Here is a 23,114-nt window from a genome sequence, read left to right on the forward strand (position 1 = left end):
CGAGGCCCGGGAGCGGTCAACGGGCCTCGCAACCGCCCCCTTGACGCGCGCCTGCGCCGGCTCTCCTGTTCGCGTCTCCACGGACGACCAGGAGTCACGGCGTGCAGGCTGAGATCGGAACCCCGGAGGCGGTCGGCCTCTCGTCGGAGCGGCTGGAACGGATCGTCCCGTGGATGCGGGGCTACGTCGAGGCCGGCAAGCTGCCGGGCCTGTCGGTGACCGTGGCCCGGCGCGGCCAGGTGGTCTTCTCCCGCCAGGAGGGCCTGCGCGACCTCGCCCGGGACCTGCCGATGGAGGACGACACCATCGTGCGCATCTACTCGATGACGAAGCCGCTCACCTCGACGGCGATCCTGATGCTGTACGAGGAGGGCCTGTTTCAGCTCGACGACCCGATCACCCGATTCCTGCCGGAGTTCCGCGACATGCGGGTGCTGGTCGGCGGCAGCCGGCTGCGGCCCGAGACGGTGCCGGCCGAGCGCGACATCACCGTCCGCGATCTCCTGACCCACACCTCGGGCCTCTCCTACGGCTTCATGGACGCGACGCTCGTCGACCGGATGTACCGGGAGGAGGGCGTCGACTTCCAGACCGCCGAAACCTCGCTCGCCGACGTGGTGGCCAAGGCCGCCCGGCAGCCGCTGCTGGCCCAGCCGGGGGCGGAGTGGAACTACAGCATCGCCACCGACGTGCTGGGCCACCTCGTGGCGGTGATCTCAGGGATGCCCTTCGACGCCTTCCTGCGCGAGCGGATCATCCGGCCGCTCGGCATGGTCGACACCGACTTCCACGTCCCGCCGGAGAAGATCTCCCGCTTCGCCTCGAACTACGCGCTCGGCGAGGGCGGCCGGCTGACGCTCATCGACGACGCCCGCGAGGGCCGCTACACGCGCCCCCGCGCCGTGCCGTCGGGGGGCGGCGGCCTCGTCTCGACCGCGGCCGACTACGCCCGGTTCTGCCGCTTCATCCTCAACGGCGGGGCGCTCGACGGCGTGCGGCTCTTGGGCCGCAAGACCGTGGCGCTGATGACGATGAACCACCTGCGCGGCGACCTCGCCGATATGGGCCAGCCGCGCTTCTCGGAATCGAGCTACAGCGGCATCGGCTTCGGCTTAGGCTTCTCGGTGATGCTCGACCCGGCCAAGGCCCAGATCCTCGGCACCCCGGGCGAGGTCGCCTGGGGCGGGGCGGCCTCGACGGCGTTCTGGATCGACCCCGCCGAGGAGCTGTTCGTGATCATGCTGACGCAGCTCATGCCGTCCTCGACCTGGCCGATCCGGCGCGAATTGCGGGTGCTGACCTACGCGGCGCTCACGGAGTAAGCGCGGCGCTGACCGACTGAGCGCCGCGCGCATCGGGCGAGCCTCGCGATCACGGAGAGATCGTCACGCCACCGCCCGGCGGTAGAGGTGCCAGGTGGCGTGGCCGAGCACCGGCAGCACCACCGCGAGCCCGACGAACAGCGACACCATGCCGAGGACCAGGAGCCCCGCCACGATGGCGCCCCAGGCGAGCATCGTGCCGGGGTTCTCGCGCATCAGCGCCAGGGACGTCTCGATCGCGGTGCCGGCATCCGCGTCCTTGTCGATGATGAGCGGGATCGAGACCGCGCTCACGGCGAGCGCCAGGAGCGAGAAGGCCGCGCCCACGAGGTTGCCGACGAGGATCAGGCCCCAGCCCCGGGGCGTGGTCAGCACGTCGTCCAGGAAGGCCAGCAGCGAGGGCTCGCTGACCTCGCCGAACAGCGCCCAGTACAGCCCCATGGCGGTGCAGAGCCAGGCGAGGAAGATCACCGCCAGCACCACGCCGACCGCCACGACCGCCTTGGCCGAGCGGCCCTGCAGGGGGGCGTAGGCATCGGCCCAGGTCGCCGGCAGGCCCCATTCCCGCCGCCGGCTGAGCTCGTAGAGGCCGAGCGCCGCGAACGGCCCGATCAGCGCGAAGCCGGCGGCGAGCGGGAACAGGATCGGGATCAGGTCGCGCTCGAAGGTCGCCGCCGCGATCACCACGCCGGCGATCGGATAGATCAGCACCACGAACAGCACGTGGGTCGGCATCGCCAGGAAGTCGTCGAAGCCCCGCGACAGGGCCGCCTTGAGGTCCTGGACGCCGATCCGCCGCACGGCCGGTCGGGCGGCGGCGTAGCCATGGATGAGGGTGGACGAACTCGTCATCGCGCTTCCTCCGGAGGGAGGCGCCCGCGACGGGGAGGCCGGGCCGCGTTCGGGCCGTCTGACGGCGGTCCTCAGGCGCCCGGTCCGGCCCGCGAGGGCGCCGGACGATTGGGTCGCATCAAACCTGTTCTACTCGCACCGGGCGGGGAGATCCCCGCCGCACGCCGCGAGGGTAACGCGGGGCCGGCCCGGCCGCCAAGGGGGTGGCGGGCCTGATCGCGGGACGGTGAGCGGGGCGGAACCGGCCCGGGCCCCGGCCCGTTCGCCCGGTATCCGGGACGCGGGGGCCGACCAGGCATGAGCGACCCAGGCATGACCGACCTCCCGCAGCACCGCGCCGCCTACGCGGCCCGCATCGTCGCCCGGGCCGGCAGCGACGACCCGGCCCTGATCCGCGCCTTCGCGCGCGTGCCGCGCGAGGCCTATTGCGGCCCCGGCCCCTGGACGGTCCTGGCCGAGGACGGCGTGGCCAGGGTGACGGACCCGGCCGGGCTCTACCGCGACGCGCTGGTGGTCCTGCGGCCGGAGGCCGGCCTCAACAACGGCGAGCCGAGCCTGCACGCCCTCTGCCTCGCCGCGGCCGGGGTGCGGCCCGGCGAGCGGGTGGTGCAGGTGGGGGCGGGGGGCGGCTACTACACCGCCATCCTGGCCGAGCTGGTCGGGCGCTCGGGCCGGGTCGACGCCTACGAGATCGAGCCGGGCCTCGCGGCCGCCGCCCGCGCCGCGCTCGACGGCACCGCGCAGGTGCGCGTGCATGCGCGCTCCGGTGCGCAAGGCCCGCTGCCCCCGGCCGACCTCGTCACGGTGGCGGCCGGCGCCACGGCGCCGCTGCCGGTCTGGCTCGACGCGCTCGTCCCCGGCGGCCGCCTGCTGGTGCCGCTGACCGCCGACCGGGGCGGCGGCGGGATGCTGCTGGCGCGCCGCCCGGCGGGGGATGCGGCGGCCTGGCCGGCCCGGTTCCTGTCGCTGGTGAGCTTCGTGCCCTGCACGGGCGCCCGCCGGCCCGGGGAGGCGGCCCGCCTCGGCCTGGCCTTCCGTGACCGGGACTGGCGCCAGGTGCGCGCCCTGCATCGGGGCGGGAGGCCGGGACCGGGGGCCTTCGTCGCGGGCGAGGGCTGGTGGCTGGGGTGAGGGCCGGGGTGCCGCGCCGCCCGGTTCCACGCTACAAGGAGCCGCCTTCCGTCTCACCCCCGTTCTCATCCAAGGCCGACCATGCCGAGCACGCCCCGCGCCGCGATCATCCCGGTGACGCCGTTCCAGCAGAACTGCACGCTCCTGTGGTGCGAGGCGACGAAGCGGGCCGCGGTGGTCGATCCGGGCGGCGACCTCGACCGGATCCAGGCGGCGATCGCCAAGACGGGCGTCACGGTCGAGAAGATCCTGCTCACCCACGGCCATATCGACCATGCCGGCGGCGCGGCGGACCTGCGCGACGCCCTGAACGTGCCGGTCGAGGGGCCGCACCGGGCCGACAAGCCGCTTCTCGACAGCCTGCCCGAGACCGGGGCCGCCTACGGACTCGACGGCGCGAAGGCGATCACGCCCGACCGCTGGCTCGACGAGGGCGACACGGTGACGGTCGGCGGCCTCACCTTCGGCGTGCTCCACTGCCCCGGCCACTCCCCCGGCAGCATCGTGCTGGTGAGCCGGGACGCCCGCTTCGCGCAGGTGGGCGACGTGCTGTTCCGGGGCTCGGTCGGTCGCACCGACCTGCCGGGGGGCGACCACGAAGCCCTGATCTCCGCGATCAAGACCAAGCTCCTGCCGCTCGGCGACGACGTCGCCTTCATCCCCGGCCACGGGCCGACCGGCACGATCGGCCAGGAGCGGCTGTCGAACATGTTCCTTCAGTAGGAGCTTCCCCATGGACCTGCGTCCCCTCGGCCGCTCCGGCCTCTCGGTCCCGCCCTTCTGCTTCGGCGGCAACGTCTTCGGCTGGACCGCCGACGAGGCGACCTCCTTCGCCCTGCTCGACCGGCTGCTCGAGGCCGGCTTCACCTTCGTCGACACCGCCGACGTCTACTCGCGCTGGGCCCCGGGCCACCGGGGCGGGGAATCGGAAGAGGTGATCGGCCGCTGGCTCAAGGCGAGCAGGGCCCGCGACCGGATGACCATCGCCACCAAGGTCGGCATGGATATGGGTGAGGGCCGCAAGGGGCTGAAGGCCGCCTACATCGAGCGGGCGGTGGAGGATTCGCTGCGCCGGCTCCAGACTGACCGGATCGACCTCTACCAGTCCCATCTCGACGACACGGAGACGCCGCTCGCGGAGACGCTCGCGGCCTATGACCGCCTGATCCGCGCCGGCAAGGTGCGGGCGATCGGCGCCTCGAACTATTCCGCCGCCCGCCTGCGCGAGGCTTTTGCGGTCTCCGCCCGCGAGGGCCTGCCGCGCTACGAGTGCCTCCAGCCCGAATACAGCCTGGCCGAGCGGGGCGGCTACGAGGCGGAGCTGGAGCCCCTGTGCCGGGAGGAGGGGATCGGGGTGATCTCCTACTTCTCCCTCGCGGCGGGCTTCCTGACCGGCAAGTACCGGCAGGCCGGCGCCGCCGCGGGCCGGGCCCGGGAGGCCCGCGTGTCGGGCTACCTCAACCCGCGCGGCTTCGCCTTCCTCGACGTCCTCGACGCGGTCGCCCGGGAGCACGGCGCCAGCCCGGCCCAGATCGCCATCGCCTGGCTCGTCGCGCGGCCCGGCCTCACCGCGCCGATCGCCAGCGCCACCTCGGTGGCCCAGCTCGACGAGATCCTGGGCGGCGTGCGCCTCGCCCTCGATCCGGCGGCGGCCGCGCGGCTCGACGAGGCGAGCCGCGGCTCGCTCAAGAGCTAACAATGCCCGTTGGCGGATCCTTAACGGGGTGCGGCGAAACGTAACTCCCGGTATCGTGCCGCCGGGGCGGACGGGGCACCCGCCGGGCACCGAAAAGCGCCCCCCTGTGGCGCCGAAAACGATGCAATTTCAAGGCGGAATGCTTACATCACGCATCGACCGGGCCGTGGCTTTCCGCGACCCGGGCCCCGTGAGACACGAAGAGACCCAGACGGTGCCGGATCCGATCCGGCGCCGGCGCGGACCGCGGCACCCCGTGACGCGCGCCCGCCCGCATCAGGAACCGACATGGCCGAACCCGCCCGCGATCTGACCCCCGACACCTACGGCGCCGACTCGATCAAGGTCCTCAAGGGCCTGGACGCGGTGCGCAAGCGGCCGGGCATGTATATCGGCGACACCGACGACGGCTCGGGCCTGCACCACATGGTGTACGAGGTCGTCGACAACGCCATCGACGAGGCGCTGGCCGGCCACGCCACCCTCGTCACCGTCACCCTCAACCCGGACGGCTCCTGCACGGTCTCCGACAACGGCCGCGGCATCCCGACCGACATCCACCCGGAGGAGGGCGTCTCGGCGGCCGAGGTCATCATGACCCAGCTCCACGCCGGGGGTAAGTTCGACCAGAACTCCTACAAGGTCTCGGGCGGCCTGCACGGCGTGGGCGTCTCGGTGGTGAACGCCCTCTCGACCTGGCTGCGCCTGCGTATCTGGCGCGCCGGCCAGGAGCACGCGATGGAGTTCCGCCACGGCGACGCGGTCTCGCCCCTCGCGGCGGTCGGCCCGGCGGGCGACCGCCGCGGCACCGAGGTGACGTTCCTGCCCTCGACCGACACCTTCACGATGGTCGAGTTCGACTACGCGACGCTGGAGAAGCGCCTGCGCGAGCTCGCCTTCCTCAATTCCGGCGTGCGCATCGTGCTGACCGACGCCCGCCACGCCGAGCACAAGCGCGAGGAGCTGGTCTACGAGGGCGGCGTCGAGGCCTTCGTGCGCTACCTCGACCGGACCAAGACTCCGCTGGTGACCCAGCCGGTGGTGGTGCGCGCCGAGCGCGACGGCATCGGCGTCGAGGTCGCCCTGTGGTGGAACGACAGCTATCACGAGACGGTGCTGCCCTTCACCAACAACATCCCGCAGCGCGACGGCGGCACGCACATGGCGGGGTTCCGGGCGGCGCTCACCCGCCAGATCACCGGCTACGCCGAATCCTCCGGCATCGCCAAGCGCGAGAAGGTCTCGCTCACCGGCGACGATTGCCGCGAAGGCCTGACCGCGATCATCTCGGTCAAGGTGCCGGACCCCAAATTCTCGTCGCAGACCAAGGACAAGCTGGTCTCGTCCGAGGTGCGCCCGGTGGTCGAGAACGTCCTCAACGAGGGCCTGTCGACCTGGCTCGAGGAGCACCCGTCCGAAGCGAAGACCATCGTCGGCAAGGTGGCCGAGGCGGCGGCCGCCCGCGAGGCCGCCCGCAAGGCGCGCGAGCTGACCCGGCGCAAGGGCGCGCTCGACATCGCCTCGCTCCCCGGCAAGCTCGCCGACTGCCAGGAGCGCGACCCCTCGAAATGCGAGATCCTCCTGGTCGAGGGCGACTCGGCCGGCGGCTCGGCGAAGCAGGGTCGCGACCGGACGTTCCAGGCGGTCCTGCCGCTGCGCGGAAAGATCCTCAACGTCGAGCGGGCGCGCTTCGACAAGATGCTGTCGAGCCAGGAGATCGGCACGCTGATCACCGCGCTCGGCACCGGCATCGGCCGCGAGGAGTTCAACCCCGACAAGCTGCGCTATCACCGCATCATCATCATGACGGATGCGGATGTCGACGGCTCGCACATCCGCACGCTGCTCCTGACGTTCTTCTTCCGCCAGATGCCGGAGCTGATCGACCGCGGCCACCTCTACATCGCCCAGCCGCCGCTCTACAAAGCCCAGAAGGGCAAGACCGCGATCTACCTGAAAGACGACCGAGCCCTCGAGGATTACCTGATCGACGGCGGCGTCGAGGGGGCGGTGCTCAAGCTCGCCACCGGCACCGAGTTCGGCGGGGCGCAGCTCAAGGCGCTTGTCGACGAGGCGCGGGGCGTGCGCCAGGTCCTGCACGGGATGCATTCGCGCTACGACCGCGTCGTGGTCGAGCAGGCGGCGATCGCCGGCGCCCTGCGGCCATCGGTGGCCGGCAACCCGGCCGAGGCCGAGGTGGTGGCCGACGAGATCGCGCGGCGCCTCAACGCCATCGCGGACGAGATCGAGCGCGGCTGGGAGGGCGAGGCCCGGGACGGCGGCTACGTGCTGTCGCGGACGCTCAGAGGCGTGCGCCAGGTCGCGGTGCTGGACGAGGCCTTGATCTCCTCGCAGGAGGCGCGCCGCCTCGACGAGCGGGCCGAGACCCTGAGCGAGATCTACGGCGCCCCCGTCACCCTGGTGCGCCGGGGCGACCAGACCACGCTCTACGGCCCGGTCGCCCTGTTCGAGGGCATGATGGCGCTCGGCCGCAAGGGCCTGCAGCTGCAGCGCTACAAGGGCTTGGGCGAGATGACCGCCCAGCAGCTCTGGGAGACCACCCTCGACCGCGACGTGCGCTCGCTCCTGCAGGTGAAGGTCAAGGACACGACCGACGCCGACGACCTCTTCGTCAAGCTGATGGGCGACGTGGTCGAGCCGCGCCGGGAGTTCATCCAGGAGAACGCGCTGAACGTGGCCAATCTCGACGTGTGATACCGGTTGGCTCTGCCTGTACCCATAACAGCTCCCGTTTGACCCAATTGGGCTGCAACGGGAGCTGTTTTTCACCCAAAACGCTCATCCACTCGCTAGTTTACACCCATATTGCTCGGGACCCTGTCTGGTTGCGGCTGCTGAGCGGCTCGCTGCCGAGTTGCAGGACAACGGCCTCCGCAGCAGGGACCGTCCTAACTCTTTCCGGCAGGGCTTGCATTGCTAGCGCCGCAGTTGGTTGGCCCATGGTGCTCCCGCCTGTTTGTGAGGGCTTCACGTCTTTGAGCCGCCAGGCGACGGTACGCCGGGCACAAGCCGAGGTATCTTGGTAGCCGGGGCGGGGCACGCATGCACCTCACGGCGCCTGTCCGAGCTGCCTCATGTACGCCGCGTGGTCATCGCCATGCTCGCTCAACGTCGTGAGCACAAATGTCCTCACCGTGAGCGCGCACCAGCGGTCGAGAGCTTCGCCCGCATCCTTGGGCGGCAGCGCCGAAAAGGGGCGAACCTCCTGGCGCGCGGCATCGCGCGCGGCTTGTGCGGCTCGGACGAACAGACGCTCGGCTTACTCCGCAGGGTTGGACGAGAACACCTCCTGCTTCAGGTGCATGGCATAAGCGAACAGCAGGCTTTTGGCGTCACCGGTCGATGGCAGGAAACCCGGGTTCCGGCTCGCACACAGGGTACCAAGTTGGTGCGCCAGGAGACCGGGAACGAGCAGGTCAACACGGGGGTCCGGGACGGGCGCCATACTCCCTTGTGCAAGCAAGACGAGGCCCGCGAGGCTTCCCTGCACTGCACCGGACATCGGGGGCTCCTTGATGAACGAGTGCGCTCATCGCGCTCGGCGCGGAGCAACGGTACACCTGCGGCGGCACGAAGGCCACGAACGTGTTCGATGGTCCGGTCGGCTGCTAGGATGAGCGTTGTGCCCCGCGCGGACCGGGTGGGATGGGCTGCCCGCTTGGGAGCACCGGGGCAGGGGAGGAGCCCCTGGTCCTTCGGAATACCCGTGCGCCAAGACGGTCAGCGTTCGCCATCCGCGATATCCGGTTGCGCAAGCACCTCAAGGAGACGCCCTCCGTGGAGACGTCCACGGCCGTATTCGGCCACAAGACGCCCAAGCTCGGACCGGAGTGCCGTGAGCAGGGCGATCCGCCGGTCCGTTTCATCCCTGTGGCGCAGGGCCAGCCTGGCAGCTTCCTCGGGCGAGCCACTATGCCCTGTTCCCAGTTCGAGGAGTTCGCGGATCGCATCGACCTCCAATCCGAGTTCTCTGGCCTGTCGGACGAAGCTCAACCGAACCACATCCTCCTCAGTGTAGCGTCGCTGCTGGCCCTCGGTTCGAGCCGGGGCCGAAATGAGGCGATTCTGCTCATAGTACCTTATTGTAGGTATGCGCACGCCCGAGCGTCGCGACAGTTCACCGATTGAGATCGTCACCCGAAGGCCTCTTCCACTTCCGAGGCCGTGGACCTTAGCGCATGAGGTGGGCGGAGGACATGGTCCGAGTTCCCCGCTTGCAGTGCCTGCCATGTACCCTTACCCGGTAGTGGTACACCCATGGCCGAAAGCGGCTATGGTCGGAATGGCCGCCGTCACCCTGGGGCCGACACGCCCAGGGCCGACGTAGCCATTGGCGTCGACCTGAACGGTTTCTTCGACAATGAACCTCATCCTTGGCGCGCGCCGGTGGATAGCCAGGCGCGGCTTCGAGCGGACCTATCCCGTCCTGATGCGGGACCCGGCCTGCACCGAGCCCCTTATAGCCGCCCTTGCTCCCGAGGCCGGCGAGCGCATCCTCTATGTCAGGGGGCCACAGGCCGAACCCGTGCTCGGGCTCGCGAGGAGGTTTCCGGGCACTGGGTTCGTCGGCTTGGAAGCGGATGCAGAGCGCGCCGCCGCGACCCGGGCCGATGCGGCGGCGGCGGGTCTCGCGAACGTGAAGGCGTTCGCGTACGAGGCCCGCGGTCGCATGCCGTTCCCTCCCGCCTCCTTCGACAAGGCGGCTTCGGTGATGGCCCTGCATTGCGAGCCGCAGGAAGGAAAGCTTCGGATCGCGCGCGAGTTGTTGCGCGTCCTGCGGCGGCAAGGAAGCCTGCTCGCCTCGGATCTTGATGCGGCGCGTGGGGCGCAGGAAGGCGCCTTGGTCAAGGTCGCGTCCATGATGCTCGGCGAGACGCGCCTCCGACAACACATGGACGGAACGTGGCCCGACATCCTTTCCGAAGCTGGCTTCGCGCGCGTCAAGCGCCTCGGCTCGCATTCGGTGCTCGTCGCAAGAGTGGCCGTCGTCCGGGCATCCAGGCGCTGAGACGCTGCCATCATGCCGCCGTCGATGCCGGGCGCCTGCACCTTGACGGAATGTCACGCACGAGGCGCTGGAGATCATCGGTCGAACAGAGCGCGAGGGCCGCCCGAAGGCGTTCGCAGTTGCTGGCCAATGGCCGTCATCATCCGTCTACCGCTTGCCAGGACGCTCTCGCGACCAGGTTCCCGACCCGAGCGGTGACGGCACAGCGTTCTACGCCTTGGTCCGTTTGACTTGCCAAACGCAGGTCCCGGGCGGCGCCTCATGGGCGTTTGCCCTTTGGGCAGGGTGATGTCCATCGACCGCATCCGGCTGCCGGAGCGCACGGCACATGCAGGGTCAGGCGCCGGCCCGCTCAGTGCCCCACCCATTCGGCCTGTTGCATCGCGAGGCTACGGCGATGGCCTCCCGCTCCACGGAGGCGAGCTTCTCGGGAGGCTTGGCGACGCATCCGCGACGCAGCTCTTCAGGTATCGGAATTGGCTTGCGTGATGGCCAGGGTCGGCGCCTTCGTCCTCTTCACGATGGCTCCGGCGTTGGGCGAAGGCGACCCGGTACGTAGGGCCGAGCAGGTCCCGCGGTGGGCGGAACTCGTACCGGCGCGGCCGCTCATCGGGGCGGGTCGAAGCTGAACGGGTAGCTCAGCGTGTGCTGGATGCCTGCCACGAACCGGAAATCCTGGTTGCGGTCGCCGCCGAACCCGACGCCGGCGCTGCCCGAGAGGACGGTTTGGGGCGTCAGCAGGTAGCGGACACCGACCTCGGCCATGTTCGACGCGCGCCTGCGGTCCCTGTCCGTCTCACGGTAGACATCCGCGACGACGACCAACTCGTTCGTCACGGGCTGGCTGTAGGCGACGCCGACGCGGTAGCGGTCCGTCCTCTCGGCATCGCGACCCGTGAGCGGGTCGAAGTTGTGGAACCAAGACGCGTTGAAGTGGATCTGACGCGGCACGTAGGAGAATGGCGACGTGCCTTCGGGGTCCGGCGTTCCCAGCGACTTCGTCGCGAGGAACTTCAGCTCGGTCTCGGTCCCGCCGTTGCGGTACCCATAGGGTTGGCTCACGCCGGCCGCCACCGCGAAGGCCGGCAGATAGAGGCCTTCCGTGTTGAGGTTGTAGAGGCCCTGAACCGTGGCGGCACCCTGCTTCGTCTCGCTCGCATCGCCAACCGCGTATGGCGTCTCGACTGACAGTTGGAAGTTCTTGGTCGCGCCCCACTCCACGCGCGGGACCACGAACAGGCGATTCCGGCCGTCAGGGTCACTCCGGGGAGCCCTGTCGTAGCGGAGGTACCCCTGGATCTCCAGTCCGTTCTCCTTGATCGGGTAGGCATCCTCGATGACGACGGGCAGGCCCTGTTCGAGGTTCGTATGGTCGGCGGCGCGCACCGGGAGGGCGTCGCAGGCAATGATGGCGAACGCGGCGGCCCCGGCGGCCAGGCGCACGTGATGCTTCATGACGGAGTTCCTGTCGGGCGTCGGGGCGGTCAGCGGGAGGCGATGCGGGCGGCGCCCAGCGAGGGCTCGACGCCCATGTCGATGGGAGCGATGTCGGGCATGCGCTCGGCCTTCCGTCGCCAGTTCGCCTCCATCGTCTCGGTCATCATCCGCGGCGTCTCGCCCGGTTCGGTCGCGCCGGGCATCATCCTCATCCCGGGCGCGACACGCATGATGGCGTCGTGCAGAGAGCCCGGGATCTCGCCCGGCTCAATGCCGAGCCGCCCGTTCTTCATCATCTGCTGCATGACGGCGGACTTCTCCACCTTGGATAGCCCCCCAGGGTACATCATGGGCAGCATCTCCATAAGCATGTCCATCATGATCATGCCCATGGCGCCCTGTGGCGAACGCACCCAGTTCGGGTAGGTGCGCGGGTCGTATGTTGGATGGGGCTCGCCGAACTTGCGGGCGTAAGCCTCGTCCCCCGGTTGGTACCCCATGGCCTGGATGACGCGGTACATCTCGGCCCGCTTCTCCTCGACGGACCAGCCCTTGTAGGCGAGGATCGAGTAGGCGATGCCGTGGAGCATGTGCAGATTGTCGAAGATGTTCGCGCTCTCCGGGCTCATGCGAGAGTAGCGCGGCATGATCTCGCGCGAGAGCACCATCCGGCCCGGGCGGTTCGGGATGACCTCGCGATGCATGACGTCCTCCACGCCCTTGATGGCGGCCTCCTGGTCCTGGTTGCCCGAGATCATCTGCGCCTCGTAAACCGCCGGGTGCCACCAGTGCGCGACGTAGAATAGGCTTTGGTCGAGTGGATAAAAATTCCGGAAGTAATTGAAGTAGGGCTTCATCATGATGCCCGCGCGCCGCATCGTCAGCTCCAGTGGCGCCGGACTACGCGGGATACCCTCGGTCTGCATGGTCAAGTAATACTTGACCGCACGGTCTGTCCAAGCCTTCTTCTCGGCCCACGGGATCTCACGAAAGGCCATCACGTCGTAGGTCTGCTCGTGGTGCATATGCGTCCAGTCGATGGTCCGAAACAGCGTGTGCATCGCCCGGTCGACATAGGACGAGTAGTACGGCATCTCCGGCTCGGTCGCCGGCGGGTTGAGCAGCCACTCCAGAGCTTCCCGGTCGAAGCGCGCGTCGACCGCGGCGTGGTCCTCGAAGCGCGTCAACTGCAGCAGGTCGTGTTGCTTCGAGTGGAAGAAGTGCATGCCGGCCCCGATGCGGTAGGCCAGGTTGTGCCGGTAGAAGAATGCCAGGTTGTAGGGGCCTCGCAGGAAGTCGACGCCGTTGCGCTGTTCGAGCGCGAACGCCCGCCTCGCGCCCGCTCCTTGCGCCGCCAGTGCGACCGCGGATGCCGCGGCGCCACCCAGGAACGCTCTCCGCGTCGCCATCCTCATTTGTCCCCTCCAAGATTATACCCCAATGGGGTAAAACCGTCGGGAACCGGGGTCAAAGGCTATTCACCCGTGATCCCTTGGGCGGTTCTCATCGGGCCGAAGTGTTGCCTCACCGCCACTCTTGAGGGCGAGGGACAGGGCGGGCCTTGTCGGCCATGCGCCGGCTTCCGCCGCCTGGAGGTGTGCCGGGACCGATCCCCCCAGTCCGCGGCGGCTGGTCGGCCTGCCAGGACCGAGCCGACCATCGCTATGCATGGCCCAAGGCCCGCGGCCGTTCCAGGGCCGCATCGCGCTTGGACGCCAGGGGGCGTACAGGTTGTGCCGCCCGCGGTCCCGCGGCGCCGGTCGGCCTTCGGGACCGCGCATGCGTCCGGGCCGCAACGCCGGGATGCGGCACGAGGGGCGACCCGGTCGTGGCAGGGCGCTCGCAGCGCCTGACATCCGACAGTCCTGCCCTCGGCTACACGATCCTGCCGATAAGGCTGCCGATCTCGTCGGCCAGGCGCTGCCGCTCCTCCTGCGAGAGGTTGCTCGCGACGGAGGCTTGCACCAACCCGTGCATATGGTCGCGGATCATGTCGGACTGCACTCGGCGCAACGCGGCGATGACGGCATCGATCTGGTGCGCGACGTCGACGCAGTATCGCTCCGTCTCGATCATTTGCTGGATGCCACGCACCTGCCCTTCGATGCGACGCAGCCGGGGGAGTTGCTGCTTGTGGTTGACCGTGACCCCACCGTGGTCCTTTTCGGAACCCGACATGCTGCCTTGCGCCTCTGATGGGACGGGCGGCCGCCGGCCCAGGGTTTTGGAACCATACCCTGCCTGGGTATGTTGCCTCTTCGTCGTGGGCCCGCTCCGCGCGGGCGGGCCCACGCAGCCATAGTAAGGCTTGGCCGAACGTCCAACAATGCGAGCGACACAATGCACCAGATGAGACCGGACATGCAGGCATGCATCGACGAGTGCCTGCGCTGCTACCAGACCTGCCTCGGCATGGCATCCAACCACTGCCTGCCCGCCGGCGGGAAGCACGTCGAGGCGGAGCATCTTCGCCTCATGCTCGCCTGCGCCGAGATCTGCCGCACCTCGGCGCACTTCATGCTCCTCGGCACGAGCCATCATAAGCACACCTGCCGCGAGTGCGCCGACGTGTGCGAGGATTGCGCGCGGAGCTGCGAGCAGGTGGGCGATATGCAGCACTGCGTCGACCAGTGCCGCCGCTGCGCGGAAAGCTGTCGGAAGATGGCGGCCTGAACCGCTCGTCCGGGGCGGCTCAGGACACGGCCGCTCGGCGGCATTCCCTGCGCGCCGCCTCGTCCCGGTTGTCCCGCCGGCCCTTCTGACCGATGCCCTGCCCGGGCCGGCTTGGGAGGTGTCAGGTGCAATCGCGTCGGGCCTCATGGCACATATCACTGCCCCCGCGCCCGGACAGCCGAGCCGGCCAGTCCGCCGGAGGGATCCACCAGGCTTCGCGGCGAGTTCATCGGTTCGTCGGACGCCATCCTTGTCGGGGCCGGGCTGGCCCCGGGCTGCGCCAGGCTCTCCGGCATCCCAGAGGCTCCCCGCTCGCCTTCATGGGCGTGGAGGAATTGCGAGGAAGGCCGACCAGCTCGTGCCGCGTGCCGCTGGGACCACTGGCGGCGCAGCGTCCTCGAACGGCGTCGCCACGGCCAGCGCACCGCCGGCCCGCGCGGGGCGAGATCCCCGCATGCCGACGATGCACGTACAGGCACGGTGCCGGACCGTCAGCGCCCGGGCCCAGAACATGCGGATGGGCGGGACCAATCGGCGCGGCGGGACCGCCTCGCCTGCGTGGCGGTCGCCGTGGGCGGCCCCCGGGTCTCGCGCCGTCGGCCCCGGCCTTGATGCGCAACGGACGCAGGCCGCAGTGCGCCCGTCACCTTGCGCCGCGGACTCGCCCACGGCAGTCCGCTTCTCATGTGTGCGGGACCGCCGGTTAGGAAAAGCTTCACGGGATGAGCCGCGGCACTGATCTCCGGGAGCTGCTATCGGCATGCCGCCTGGGCGCGTGCGCCCCGCCATCACCGACGCCTCTCGCATCTGTTGCACGGTTGCGACACCCTCCCGCCATCATCGGAAACCCTGCCTGCGCGTCCACGGCCCTGTGGTGCCTGATACCCCGACCAGGCATATTCGGGAGCCACGACCACCAAGCCCCCGAATATGACGAACGTGAACGACGCCTGGATCGTCAATCTCATCCGGCACTGGCGCGAGGACCCAGGCGCCTCCTACAGAACGTGGTTCCTGTGGGAGGAGCGCATCAAGAACTTCCGCTCGATCCGGCGCGGCATCCAGGCGGTCATAGACGAGATCCGGTCCGACACCTTCGGCAACGCCTACCGCGGCTCCTCGCTGGAGACCATCGTCTCCTCCATCGCCGAGCAGCGCCAGGTGTTCAAGGGCGCCGACCATGCCTTCCTCTGGAAGCCCAAGCTTCGCATCCCTGACATCTACGAGGATCGGGCCAACCAGCTGGCCTTTGGGCGCTTCCTCGACGCCTGCCTTTGCTGCAACGCCGAGGCGCAGGTCCTGGCGGCCATCCGAACGCTCGACCAGTCGCGCATTAAAGGGCTTGGCCCGGCCGCGGCGAACCTGCTGTACTTCCTGCATCCGACCGTGGCCTCCCCGTTCAACACCGCCATCGTCAAGGGCTTCAACGCGCTCATGGGCGCCAACGTGAAGCTCGGCAGGTGGGACGAGTACCTCGCGATGCGCCAAGGCATCCTTGCCCTCAACGCCGCCCACCGGACGCTCCTGTCGAACGACCTCGGCGCCGTAGCCGGCTTCCTGTTCGACGTCGGGTCGGGGCGCTACCCGCTTCCCGAGCGGGATGCCACCGGGGCGCTGGAGCGATGGCGGGAGGATCTCGAACGCGTGCGGGCGGAGGCGGCCGGCGCCGCCTCGAAGGCGGCCCAGGCCGCAAGCGAGGCCGACCATACCCACACCGAGATCCAGGGCTGGCTCCGGGACCTCGGGCTCGCGCTCGGTTTCGACGTCTGGGTCGCCTCGAATGACGGGGGCCGTCCTTACGCAGGCGGCAGGCTGTCCGACGGCTGCCTCGACCGGTTACCCGAACGGCTCACCGCCAACGGAACGGCCGAAACGGTCCGGCTCATCGACGTGATCTGGCTCGAAAAGGCGAGCGGGGACGTGGCGGCGGCCTTCGAGGTCGAGCATACGACGAGCATATACTCCGGGATCGTGCGGATGCTCGACTTGGCGCTCGGCGTCGAGGGCGGGACGGCCCGCAACCTCTTCCTCGTCGCGCCCGACAACAGGGAGGAGGACGTCCGGGCGCAGTTCGCCAGACCTGCCTTCTCGCGTGTGAGCGAGCTGGATCTTCGTTACCTGCCGTACAGCGAGCTGCGGGGGCATCGCGAGACCATCGCGCGCTTCGGAACCGGCCTCAAGGGAGTGCTGGCCATCGCACGGCCGGTCGGCGCGCCCAGGTGATGTCCAGGCCGCGCGGCCCCTCTCTCCGGCCTAGTGAGACATCACGAGCGTTCGTGCCGGCCGCGCCGGCCAAAGCCGACTCGGGCACCCCGTCCCCTCGACGACGCTGACTTACGCTTGGCCCCGGCTGCTTCGTAAGGCGCATCCGGGCAAATCGCGGGGGATGCGGACAACTACCGCCTTGGGCCGGTGGCCAGCTTTCCGCGGTCAACCTGATCGGGCATCCACCCCGGTGGTCGACGCCGTCAGCACCCCGCCGCGACGAAGGGCCCACTCGGGAGTGGGATATACCCCGAGGGGGTTCGGGACACGTATTCCGAACACCTGCCCGTTTCCTGGAACCAGGTGTCAAGGCGTCCGGAGCGGCGGGACCGTGGCAATCCGTTCCGACGCGGAGCGCACGGCGGGGCCTGCGTCAAACCGCCCCGCGCCGCGGTAGGGATGAAACAGCTTCGCGGGCGGGGTGTTGGAAGCCTGCCTACCCCGATGGGGTATAGGCGGATGCGCAACCCGGGCGGGTTGGCTTCCGATTCTTGGCTCATCGGCAGGAGACCCCTCATGTCGCATCGCTCGCACCACCAAGTCCCTGCGAACGACCACAACGTTCAGGAGGACTTCGGCGACTACCGATTGCTCATCGGAGAGCGAGATCCCGACGCCTACCCCGGCACCGGCCGGATGGACATCGCCTTCGGCCGAGGCGGGAGCGACTATCTCGCCGGCCGAGGCCAAGACGATGACCTGCAGGGCGGCAAGGGCAACGACGTCCTCCTGGGGGGCGCCGGCATGGACCACCTCGACGGCGGCAAGGGAAACGACGTCCTGATCGGCGGCGGGGCCGCGGACGCATTGCGTGGCGCCGAAGGGAACGACTATCTCAACGAGGGCGTCGGACACGGCGATCTTGAGGGCGGTCCCGGCAACGACATCCTGACAGGCGGTCCGGGAGGCGATGCCTTCGTCATCTCGCCCGACAGCGGCAACGACGTCATCACCGACTTCTCCGCCGGTCCCGGCATCCTGGACCACCTCGCGGTACGGGACCTCGCGCCCGAGGACCTCAGGTTCCAAGACACTTCCGCCGGTGTGAAGATCAGCTGGGACGTGACCGGGGGCGAGGGCTCGGTCCTGCTGGCGGGCGTCCGGAAGACGGACCTCGCGCAGGACGATTTCATGTTCACGGACGACAGGATGCTCATTCAGCCGACGAGCGCGGACGCGGACCACGTCACCGCCTTGAGCTACGCGAAGGACGAGGGCTTCAACCTCGGCGCCCCGAACCCGGGGAGTGACACCGGTTCCGCAAACACGTTCCGCTTCGACGAGTTCAACGTAAGGGAAGGCTCCAGCCAAGCCGATACATTCCAAGGCACCGGCGAGCGGGACTACTACTTTGGCCTAGGCGGGAACGACCTGCTGTTCGGGGCTGCCGGGGACGACGATCTACGCGGCGATGCCGGCGACGACGTCCTCGACGGCGGTGCGGGCCAGGACGACCTCAGGGGCGGCGCCGGCTCGGACCGGTTGTACGGCGGCGATCAGGCCGACAACCTCATGGGCGAGGACGGCAACGACAAGCTCTACGCCGGCGCCGGCCACGACATGCTCGACGGCGGCAAGGGGAACGACGAGCTGAACGGCGGCGACGGCGCCGACGCCTTCATCGTGGGACCCGATACCGGGAACGACGTCGTCACCGGCGGCTTCGACGCCGGCCCGGGCGCCTTCGACCATATCGCGTTCCGGGACATCCTGCCGAGCCAAGTCACCGTTGCCGACGGGGTCTCGGCGCACGACGACGGGCACACCGGCCTCCTGGTCAGCTGGCAGACGGACCAGGGCAACGGGTCGATCTTCCTTGAAGGCCTGACGAAGAGCCAGATGGCCCAGGACGATTTCATGTTCAACGCGGACGACGGACGGGCAGGCGCCTTCGTGAACGACCCGGCCATCACGTCGGTCGGCTCCCAGCTCATCTTTCAATAGCCGGCGATACCTGCGGCTGGCGAGCCTCACCTGCCACGGTGTCTGAGGCAGGATGGTGCCCGCGGCACGGCCGCGAGCGCCCGACCACTTCCCCGAGCCGCCGGACCGTGCGTTCCCACGCCGGCCTGGATCCCCGGACCACCCCGTAGCAGGGCCGCCACGATGAGCCGCATCGAGAGTTCGTCCACCCCCGGGGGTGCCGAGGTCGGGGAGGAGGGGGGAAGGCCCGCTCCGCGGGGCCGAAGCCGCGCTTCCCGCGGTCGGTCTGCTCAGCGCCTTCGCCAACCTCCTCCGCCTGTCGACGACCATGCGGGGCGGGCGTTCGCGGAGGATTGACGCCGTCGACATGCGGGCCACGTCGCCTAGGCGTCCCAGGCCACGGAGGGGCCCTGCCTCGGGTGGGGGCGGTCAGCAGGAGAAGGGAATGGAGCGGATGCCGGCGCAAAGCCCAGTCCTGGGTGATTTCGGGTTCGTGGCCCTCGTGCTGCTCATGGCCATGGGCCTTGCGCTGCTGGCCGTGGCCGCGTTCGCGCGCGCGCCAACGCGGACCGTCCGCGCTCCCCCCGCGTGGGCGCAGTTCCGCTTCGGTTACGCGGTCTACGCGCTGATCTTCCTCGCCTTCGACATGGAGATGATCTTCATGTACCCGTGGGCGGTCGTCTTCGCCGACATCGGCATGAGCGCCTTCCTCGACATGCTGGTCTTCATCGCGCTCCTGTCGGCTGGCATCGCCTACGCCTGGGGCATGGGCGGGCTGCGATGGGAGTAGCGGCGGCCTTGGCGGTCCTGGGCGCCCTGCTCGGGGGGGCTGCCCTGACGCTCGCGGTCGAGCACGCGTTCGTTCGCATCGACCGGGAGGCCGGCCCGGCGCGGCACACCGAGCTGCGGCACAACCTCCAACTGCCCAACGCCGACCGATGGCTGCTGCCGGCCGGTCCGGTCGTGGCGCTCGCGGGCGTCGCGCTCGCCATGGTCGTGCTGCCCCTCGGCCCCGGGTTGATCGGGAGGGACCTCGGCATCGGCCTCTTCTACGTCATCGTCGTCGTGGATTTCGTGGTGCTGGGCCTGGCTCTCGCCGGCTGGGGCGCGAATACCCCCGAGGGGGTCGAGGCATGCTACCGCATCGTCGCCCAGCTCGTGGCGTACGTCGTGCCGCTCGGGCTCGCCTACGTCGGCGTGATCATGATGGCCCGTTCGTTGTCGACCGTGGCGGTGGTCGACGCGCAGCGCGGCCTCTGGTTCGTCGTCCTGCAGCCCTTGGGCTTCCTGCTCTACGTCGTCACCGGGCTGATGCAGTCGTATCGCGCCCCGTTCCTGGAGCCGTTCGCGGCCTCGCTGGGCGGCGGCGTGCTCGGTGTCGCTGGCGGCTGGTCCGCGCTCGTCTGGCGGGTAGCGCTCGCCGGCGTGCTCCTGGTCGTCGCCGCGGTCGGGGCGGTGCTCTATCTGGGAGGTCCCTCGGGTCCCTGGCTCCCGGGATGGGCCTGGATGCTCGCGAAGACGTACGGCCTGATGGCGCTGATGCTCGGGCTCGGGCGCCTCGTTCGCCCGCTCTCGACGGCGGAGACGCTGGCCCTCTCCTGGAAGATCCTGATCCCGCTCGGCCTCGTCAACGTGCTCCTCGTCGGCGGCCTGATCCTCCTCGGGGTGGGGCCCGGCGCATGATGGCCGCCTTCGATATCCTTGCCTTCGGGGCCTGCTCCTTCGTCGCCGTCGCCGGCGCGCTCGGCATGGCGACGACGATGAGTATGTTCCGCTCCGGCATCTTCCTGATGGCCTCGTTCATCGGCGTCGCCGGCCTGTTCATCCTGCTGTCGGCCGACCTGATCGGGCTGCTCCAGGTCATGATGTACATCGGGGGCTTCCTCGTCATGATCCTGTTCATGGTGCTGGTCATGCACGATCCCGGCGGGGCGATGATGGCCGGCATGGAGCTGTCCCCGCTGGAGCGCTGGTTCAGCAAGGGCCTGGTGCCGCGCGACGAGGCCACAAGCGCGGGACAGGACGACCCTGCGAGCGGCGAGGGCCGCAGCCACGCCGGGAACCGGCACGAGGGCCATGCCATGCCGCACGGCGAGGGACGGCACGGCCACGCGCGCGACCACGGGGGTGGTGCCATGCCACACGGCGCCCACGGCGGACATGCGGAGCACCGGCACGCAGACCACCAGCACGGGGATGGCGGCCACGGCGGAATGGACATGTCCATGGTGACGCCCGTGCGCCCCCTCGCGGCCTGGCTCGCAGCCGCCGCCGGGGTCGTCCTAGTGGGCATGCTGTTCCTGCGGCCGGCTTGGCCCGTGACCGACGCGGTACCGGATCCCGACTCGGCCCGGCGGGTCGGCAACCTTCTCATGGACAAGTACATGGTCGCTTTCGAGGGCGCAGGCTTCCTGATCCTGATCGGCATCTTCGGCGCCGTGCTGCTTGCCCGGCCCTCGACCCACCCGGACGACCCCTCGCGCGCCGCAAAGGCCGCCGTCGACGCGAAGCCGGAGGCCATCCGGGACGACCGATTGGCTCCGCTCGCGGAAGCGGGCGGCGCGCCCGAACCGGAGCACCACGGGAGCCACCACGGACACGAGGACCACGTCGGATGACCGTGCCGCTGACCGCCTATCTCGTCGTCGCCGCGCTCCTGTTCGCCATCGGCGTCTACACCGTCGTCGCCCAGCGCTCGGCGGTCATGGTCCTGATGGGGGTCGAGGTGCTCCTCAACGCCATCGGCCTGAACGTCGTCGCGTTCTGGCGCTTCACCGCGCCGACCGACTACTCCGCGCAGGTCCTCGCCATCCTGGTCGTCACCGTGGGGGCTATCGAGATGGCCATCGGTCTCGCCCTCGTACTGCTGCTCTACCGGCAGCGCCGGACCGTCGAGGTCGACGCCTACACCGACCTGAACGGATGACGGCGCTCCTGGCCATCCCCCTCCTGCCGCTCCTCGCGGCAGTCACGGCCCTCGCCGCCGGCCGGCGCCTGCCATGGGGCGGCGGCGAACTCGTGGTCGCCGGGGTCGCCCTCTCCCTCGTCGCGCTCGCGCTGGTCCCGACCGGGGCAACGATGACCGTGAGCTGGTTCGAGAGCGGGGACTACCGGCTGACCGTCGGGCTCGCGGCGACCCCTCTCACCCGGTTCGTCGCGATGGTCGTCGCCGGCGTCGCCGTATGCGTCGCCACCTACGGGGTCGGCTACATGGGCGGCCGCCCGGACCGGCCCCGCTTCTTCGCCGAACTCGGCCTGTTCGTAGGGGCCATGCTGGCCCTCGTCCTGGCGAACTCCCTCGCGCTCCTGTTCGCGGCCTGGGAGATGGTCGGTTTGGCGTCCTTCCTGCTGATCGGCTTCGAGCACGACGCGCCGGGGGCCGCCGGTGCAGCCTCCAAGGCGTTCCTGATGACGAGGGCCGGCGACGTCGGCCTCCTGCTCGGATGGTTGCTGGCGCTCGCAGCCACGGGGACCACGGACATTGGCGCTCTCGCCGGGGCCGTCGAGGCGGGCAGGGTCGCTCCCGGCGCGGTGACCGCGATGGCGCTCCTCATGCTCGCCGCCGCGCTCGGCAAGAGCGCCCAGCTGCCGTTCTCCGCGTGGCTCCCCGACGCAATGGTCGGGCCCACCCCGGTCTCGGCCCTGCTGCATTCGGCCACCATGGTCGCCGCCGGCGTGTTCCTCGTCCTTCGCCTCGACGCGGTCTTCGCCGCGGCCCCGCTCGCGATGGCTGCCCTGTTCTGGGTCGGTGCGGTCACGGCGGTCTTCGCGGCGCTCGTCGCGACCGCCGAGGCGGACCTGAAGCGGGTGCTCGCCTGGTCCACCTGCTCCCAACTCGGAGAGATGATGGTCGCGCTCGGCCTCGGCGGCGCCCGCGCCGCGGCCTTCCACCTCGCGGTGCATGCGGCCTTCAAGTCAACCCTGTTCCTCGCGGCGGGCATCGTGCAGGAGCGGGCGGGCACGCGCGCGCTCGACCGCCTGGGCGGCCTTTTCCGCGCCCTGCCCCTCGCGGGAGCCGCCTTCCTCGTCGCGGCCCTCGCACTCGCCGGCGTTCCGCCGCTCTCCGGATTCTGGAGCGAGGAGGGCATCCTCGCCGTCGCGTCGCAACACGGTCCGGGGGCGGGGGCGCTCGTTGTGCTGCTCGTCCTTCTCGGCGGGACCTACATCGGTCGCGCGGGGACCGCAGCCTTCCTAGGCCGGCGCCGAGACCGGGCCGGGACCGGCAAGACCGCCTGGACGATGCGCGCGGGCACGCTCGCGCTGGCGCTCGCCGCGGCGGTACTCGGCTGGCTGCTGGCCGGCAGCCTCGGCGCCCTCCTGCCGATCGAGGCCGACCCCGGGGCGGAGGTCTCCTGGCGGAACCTCGGCATCGCGGCCGGCCTCCTCGGCCTCGGCATCGGGGTTGCCAGGGGAAGGGGCGGATCACCCGCGCTCGGCCCGTGGCCGGCTCGGCTCGCCGCCGGGCTTTCGGCGGCCACGGCGGCCCCGGCACGCTGGACGACGCAGCTCGCCCGGCGCCTCGGACCCCTTGAGGACGCGCTCGACGCGGCAGCCCGACGCGTCGCCGGGTGGACCTGGGGCGCCGGCGAGGCGGCCGGTCGCATCGAGGTGCGCGGCTTCGCACGCCTGGGGGACGGGCTCGCGGCTTGGCTGGCCGCCGGGGGCGAGCAGCTCCGCGCGCTCCAAGCCGGCCGCCTCTACCTCTACACGCTCGGCCTGTTCGCCTGGGCCACGGCCGCCCTGGCGGCCGGCGCCCTCCTGCTCTGGCCCTGAACCCGAGTTGACC

Annotated in this window: 19 protein-coding genes; 14 read left to right on the forward strand and 5 right to left on the reverse strand. The window is 70.1% G+C overall.

Annotation, left to right across the window (positions count from 1 at the left end):
• The first annotated feature begins 101 nt into the window (after positions 1-101).
• The gene (locus EU555_RS22435; protein WP_245524438.1) at positions 102-1,322 is read left to right on the forward strand and encodes a serine hydrolase domain-containing protein; all 1,221 of its coding nucleotides are present in this window, start codon (positions 102-104) and stop codon (positions 1,320-1,322) included.
• 63 nt (positions 1,323-1,385) lie between these two features.
• Here the strand turns inward: EU555_RS22435 and EU555_RS22440 are convergent, their stop codons facing one another.
• Positions 1,386-2,174, reverse strand: a complete 789-nt coding sequence (locus EU555_RS22440) for a DUF2189 domain-containing protein (protein ID WP_135417451.1) — start codon at positions 2,172-2,174, stop codon at positions 1,386-1,388.
• Between the two features lie 312 nt (positions 2,175-2,486).
• On the opposite strand from EU555_RS22440, the gene EU555_RS22445 reads away from it, so the two are divergent.
• The 4 genes from EU555_RS22445 (at position 2,487) to gyrB (ending at position 7,716) form a co-directional block, all read left to right on the forward strand.
• Positions 2,487-3,305 carry a protein-L-isoaspartate O-methyltransferase family protein gene (locus EU555_RS22445; RefSeq protein WP_135417452.1) on the forward strand — a complete coding sequence of 273 codons (819 nt, stop codon included), beginning with the start codon at positions 2,487-2,489 and terminating at the stop codon, positions 3,303-3,305.
• Between the two features lie 81 nt (positions 3,306-3,386).
• The gene (locus EU555_RS22450; RefSeq protein ID WP_135417453.1) at positions 3,387-4,028 is read left to right on the forward strand and encodes an MBL fold metallo-hydrolase; all 642 of its coding nucleotides are present in this window, start codon (positions 3,387-3,389) and stop codon (positions 4,026-4,028) included.
• A 10-nt stretch (positions 4,029-4,038) separates the two neighbouring features.
• Positions 4,039-5,001, forward strand: a complete 963-nt coding sequence (locus EU555_RS22455; protein ID WP_135417454.1) for an aldo/keto reductase — start codon at positions 4,039-4,041, stop codon at positions 4,999-5,001.
• Between the two features lie 288 nt (positions 5,002-5,289).
• The gene (gene gyrB / locus EU555_RS22460; protein WP_135417455.1) at positions 5,290-7,716 is read left to right on the forward strand and encodes a DNA topoisomerase (ATP-hydrolyzing) subunit B; all 2,427 of its coding nucleotides are present in this window, start codon (positions 5,290-5,292) and stop codon (positions 7,714-7,716) included.
• Positions 7,717-8,742: 1,026 nt separating this feature from the next.
• Here gyrB and EU555_RS22465 read toward each other — a convergent pair.
• Positions 8,743-9,252, reverse strand: coding sequence for a MerR family transcriptional regulator (locus EU555_RS22465; protein ID WP_238191350.1), 510 nt, complete (start codon positions 9,250-9,252; stop codon positions 8,743-8,745).
• A gap of 130 nt (positions 9,253-9,382) precedes the next feature.
• Here EU555_RS22465 and EU555_RS22470 point away from each other — a divergent pair, with 130 nt between their 5' ends.
• Positions 9,383-10,030, forward strand: coding sequence for a methyltransferase domain-containing protein (locus EU555_RS22470; RefSeq protein WP_091887261.1), 648 nt, complete (start codon positions 9,383-9,385; stop codon positions 10,028-10,030).
• A 606-nt stretch (positions 10,031-10,636) separates the two neighbouring features.
• Here EU555_RS22470 and EU555_RS22475 read toward each other — a convergent pair.
• The 3 genes from EU555_RS22475 to EU555_RS22485 all read right to left on the reverse strand — a co-directional run bounded on the left by EU555_RS22475 (position 10,637) and on the right by EU555_RS22485 (position 13,645).
• Positions 10,637-11,485: a transporter gene (locus EU555_RS22475; RefSeq protein ID WP_135417457.1), complete on the reverse strand. Its 849-nt coding sequence runs from the start codon at positions 11,483-11,485 to the stop codon at positions 10,637-10,639.
• 29 nt (positions 11,486-11,514) lie between these two features.
• The gene (locus tag EU555_RS22480; RefSeq protein WP_135417458.1) at positions 11,515-12,876 is read right to left on the reverse strand and encodes a hypothetical protein; all 1,362 of its coding nucleotides are present in this window, start codon (positions 12,874-12,876) and stop codon (positions 11,515-11,517) included.
• A 466-nt stretch (positions 12,877-13,342) separates the two neighbouring features.
• Complete coding sequence (locus EU555_RS22485; RefSeq protein ID WP_091887263.1) at positions 13,343-13,645, reverse strand: metal-sensitive transcriptional regulator; 303 nt, start codon at positions 13,643-13,645, stop codon at positions 13,343-13,345.
• Positions 13,646-13,807: 162 nt separating this feature from the next.
• Between EU555_RS22485 and EU555_RS22490 the strand changes: the two genes are divergently transcribed.
• The 8 genes from EU555_RS22490 (at position 13,808) to EU555_RS22525 (ending at position 23,101) form a co-directional block, all read left to right on the forward strand.
• Positions 13,808-14,140 (forward strand): four-helix bundle copper-binding protein, encoded by a 333-nt coding sequence (locus EU555_RS22490; RefSeq protein WP_091887265.1) that lies wholly within the window; start codon positions 13,808-13,810, stop codon positions 14,138-14,140.
• A gap of 930 nt (positions 14,141-15,070) precedes the next feature.
• A complete protein-coding gene (locus EU555_RS22495) occupies positions 15,071-16,363 on the forward strand; it encodes a type II restriction endonuclease (RefSeq protein WP_135417459.1) in 1,293 nt (430 codons plus the stop codon).
• A gap of 558 nt (positions 16,364-16,921) precedes the next feature.
• On the forward strand, positions 16,922-18,349 hold the full coding sequence (locus EU555_RS22500) for a calcium-binding protein (protein WP_135417460.1): 1,428 nt from the start codon (positions 16,922-16,924) through the stop codon (positions 18,347-18,349).
• A gap of 424 nt (positions 18,350-18,773) precedes the next feature.
• Positions 18,774-19,118 carry an NADH-quinone oxidoreductase subunit A gene (locus tag EU555_RS22505; protein WP_091887272.1) on the forward strand — a complete coding sequence of 115 codons (345 nt, stop codon included), beginning with the start codon at positions 18,774-18,776 and terminating at the stop codon, positions 19,116-19,118.
• Between the two features lie 8 nt (positions 19,119-19,126).
• On the forward strand, positions 19,127-20,011 hold the full coding sequence (locus EU555_RS22510) for an NADH-quinone oxidoreductase subunit H (protein WP_238191352.1): 885 nt from the start codon (positions 19,127-19,129) through the stop codon (positions 20,009-20,011).
• Positions 20,008-20,946 (forward strand): NADH-quinone oxidoreductase subunit J, encoded by a 939-nt coding sequence (locus EU555_RS22515; RefSeq protein ID WP_091887277.1) that lies wholly within the window; start codon positions 20,008-20,010, stop codon positions 20,944-20,946. The genes EU555_RS22510 and EU555_RS22515 overlap by 4 nt, the downstream gene beginning before the upstream one ends.
• Positions 20,943-21,254: an NADH-quinone oxidoreductase subunit NuoK gene (gene nuoK, locus EU555_RS22520; protein ID WP_060850433.1), complete on the forward strand. Its 312-nt coding sequence runs from the start codon at positions 20,943-20,945 to the stop codon at positions 21,252-21,254. Before EU555_RS22515 ends, nuoK begins: the two co-directional genes overlap by 4 nt.
• On the forward strand, positions 21,251-23,101 hold the full coding sequence (locus EU555_RS22525; RefSeq protein ID WP_135417461.1) for an NADH-quinone oxidoreductase subunit 5 family protein: 1,851 nt from the start codon (positions 21,251-21,253) through the stop codon (positions 23,099-23,101). Before nuoK ends, EU555_RS22525 begins: the two co-directional genes overlap by 4 nt.
• Positions 23,102-23,114 lie beyond the last annotated feature (13 nt).

The sequence above is a fragment of the Methylobacterium nonmethylotrophicum genome (assembly GCF_004745635.1).
GTDB lineage: Bacteria > Pseudomonadota > Alphaproteobacteria > Rhizobiales > Beijerinckiaceae > Methylobacterium > Methylobacterium nonmethylotrophicum.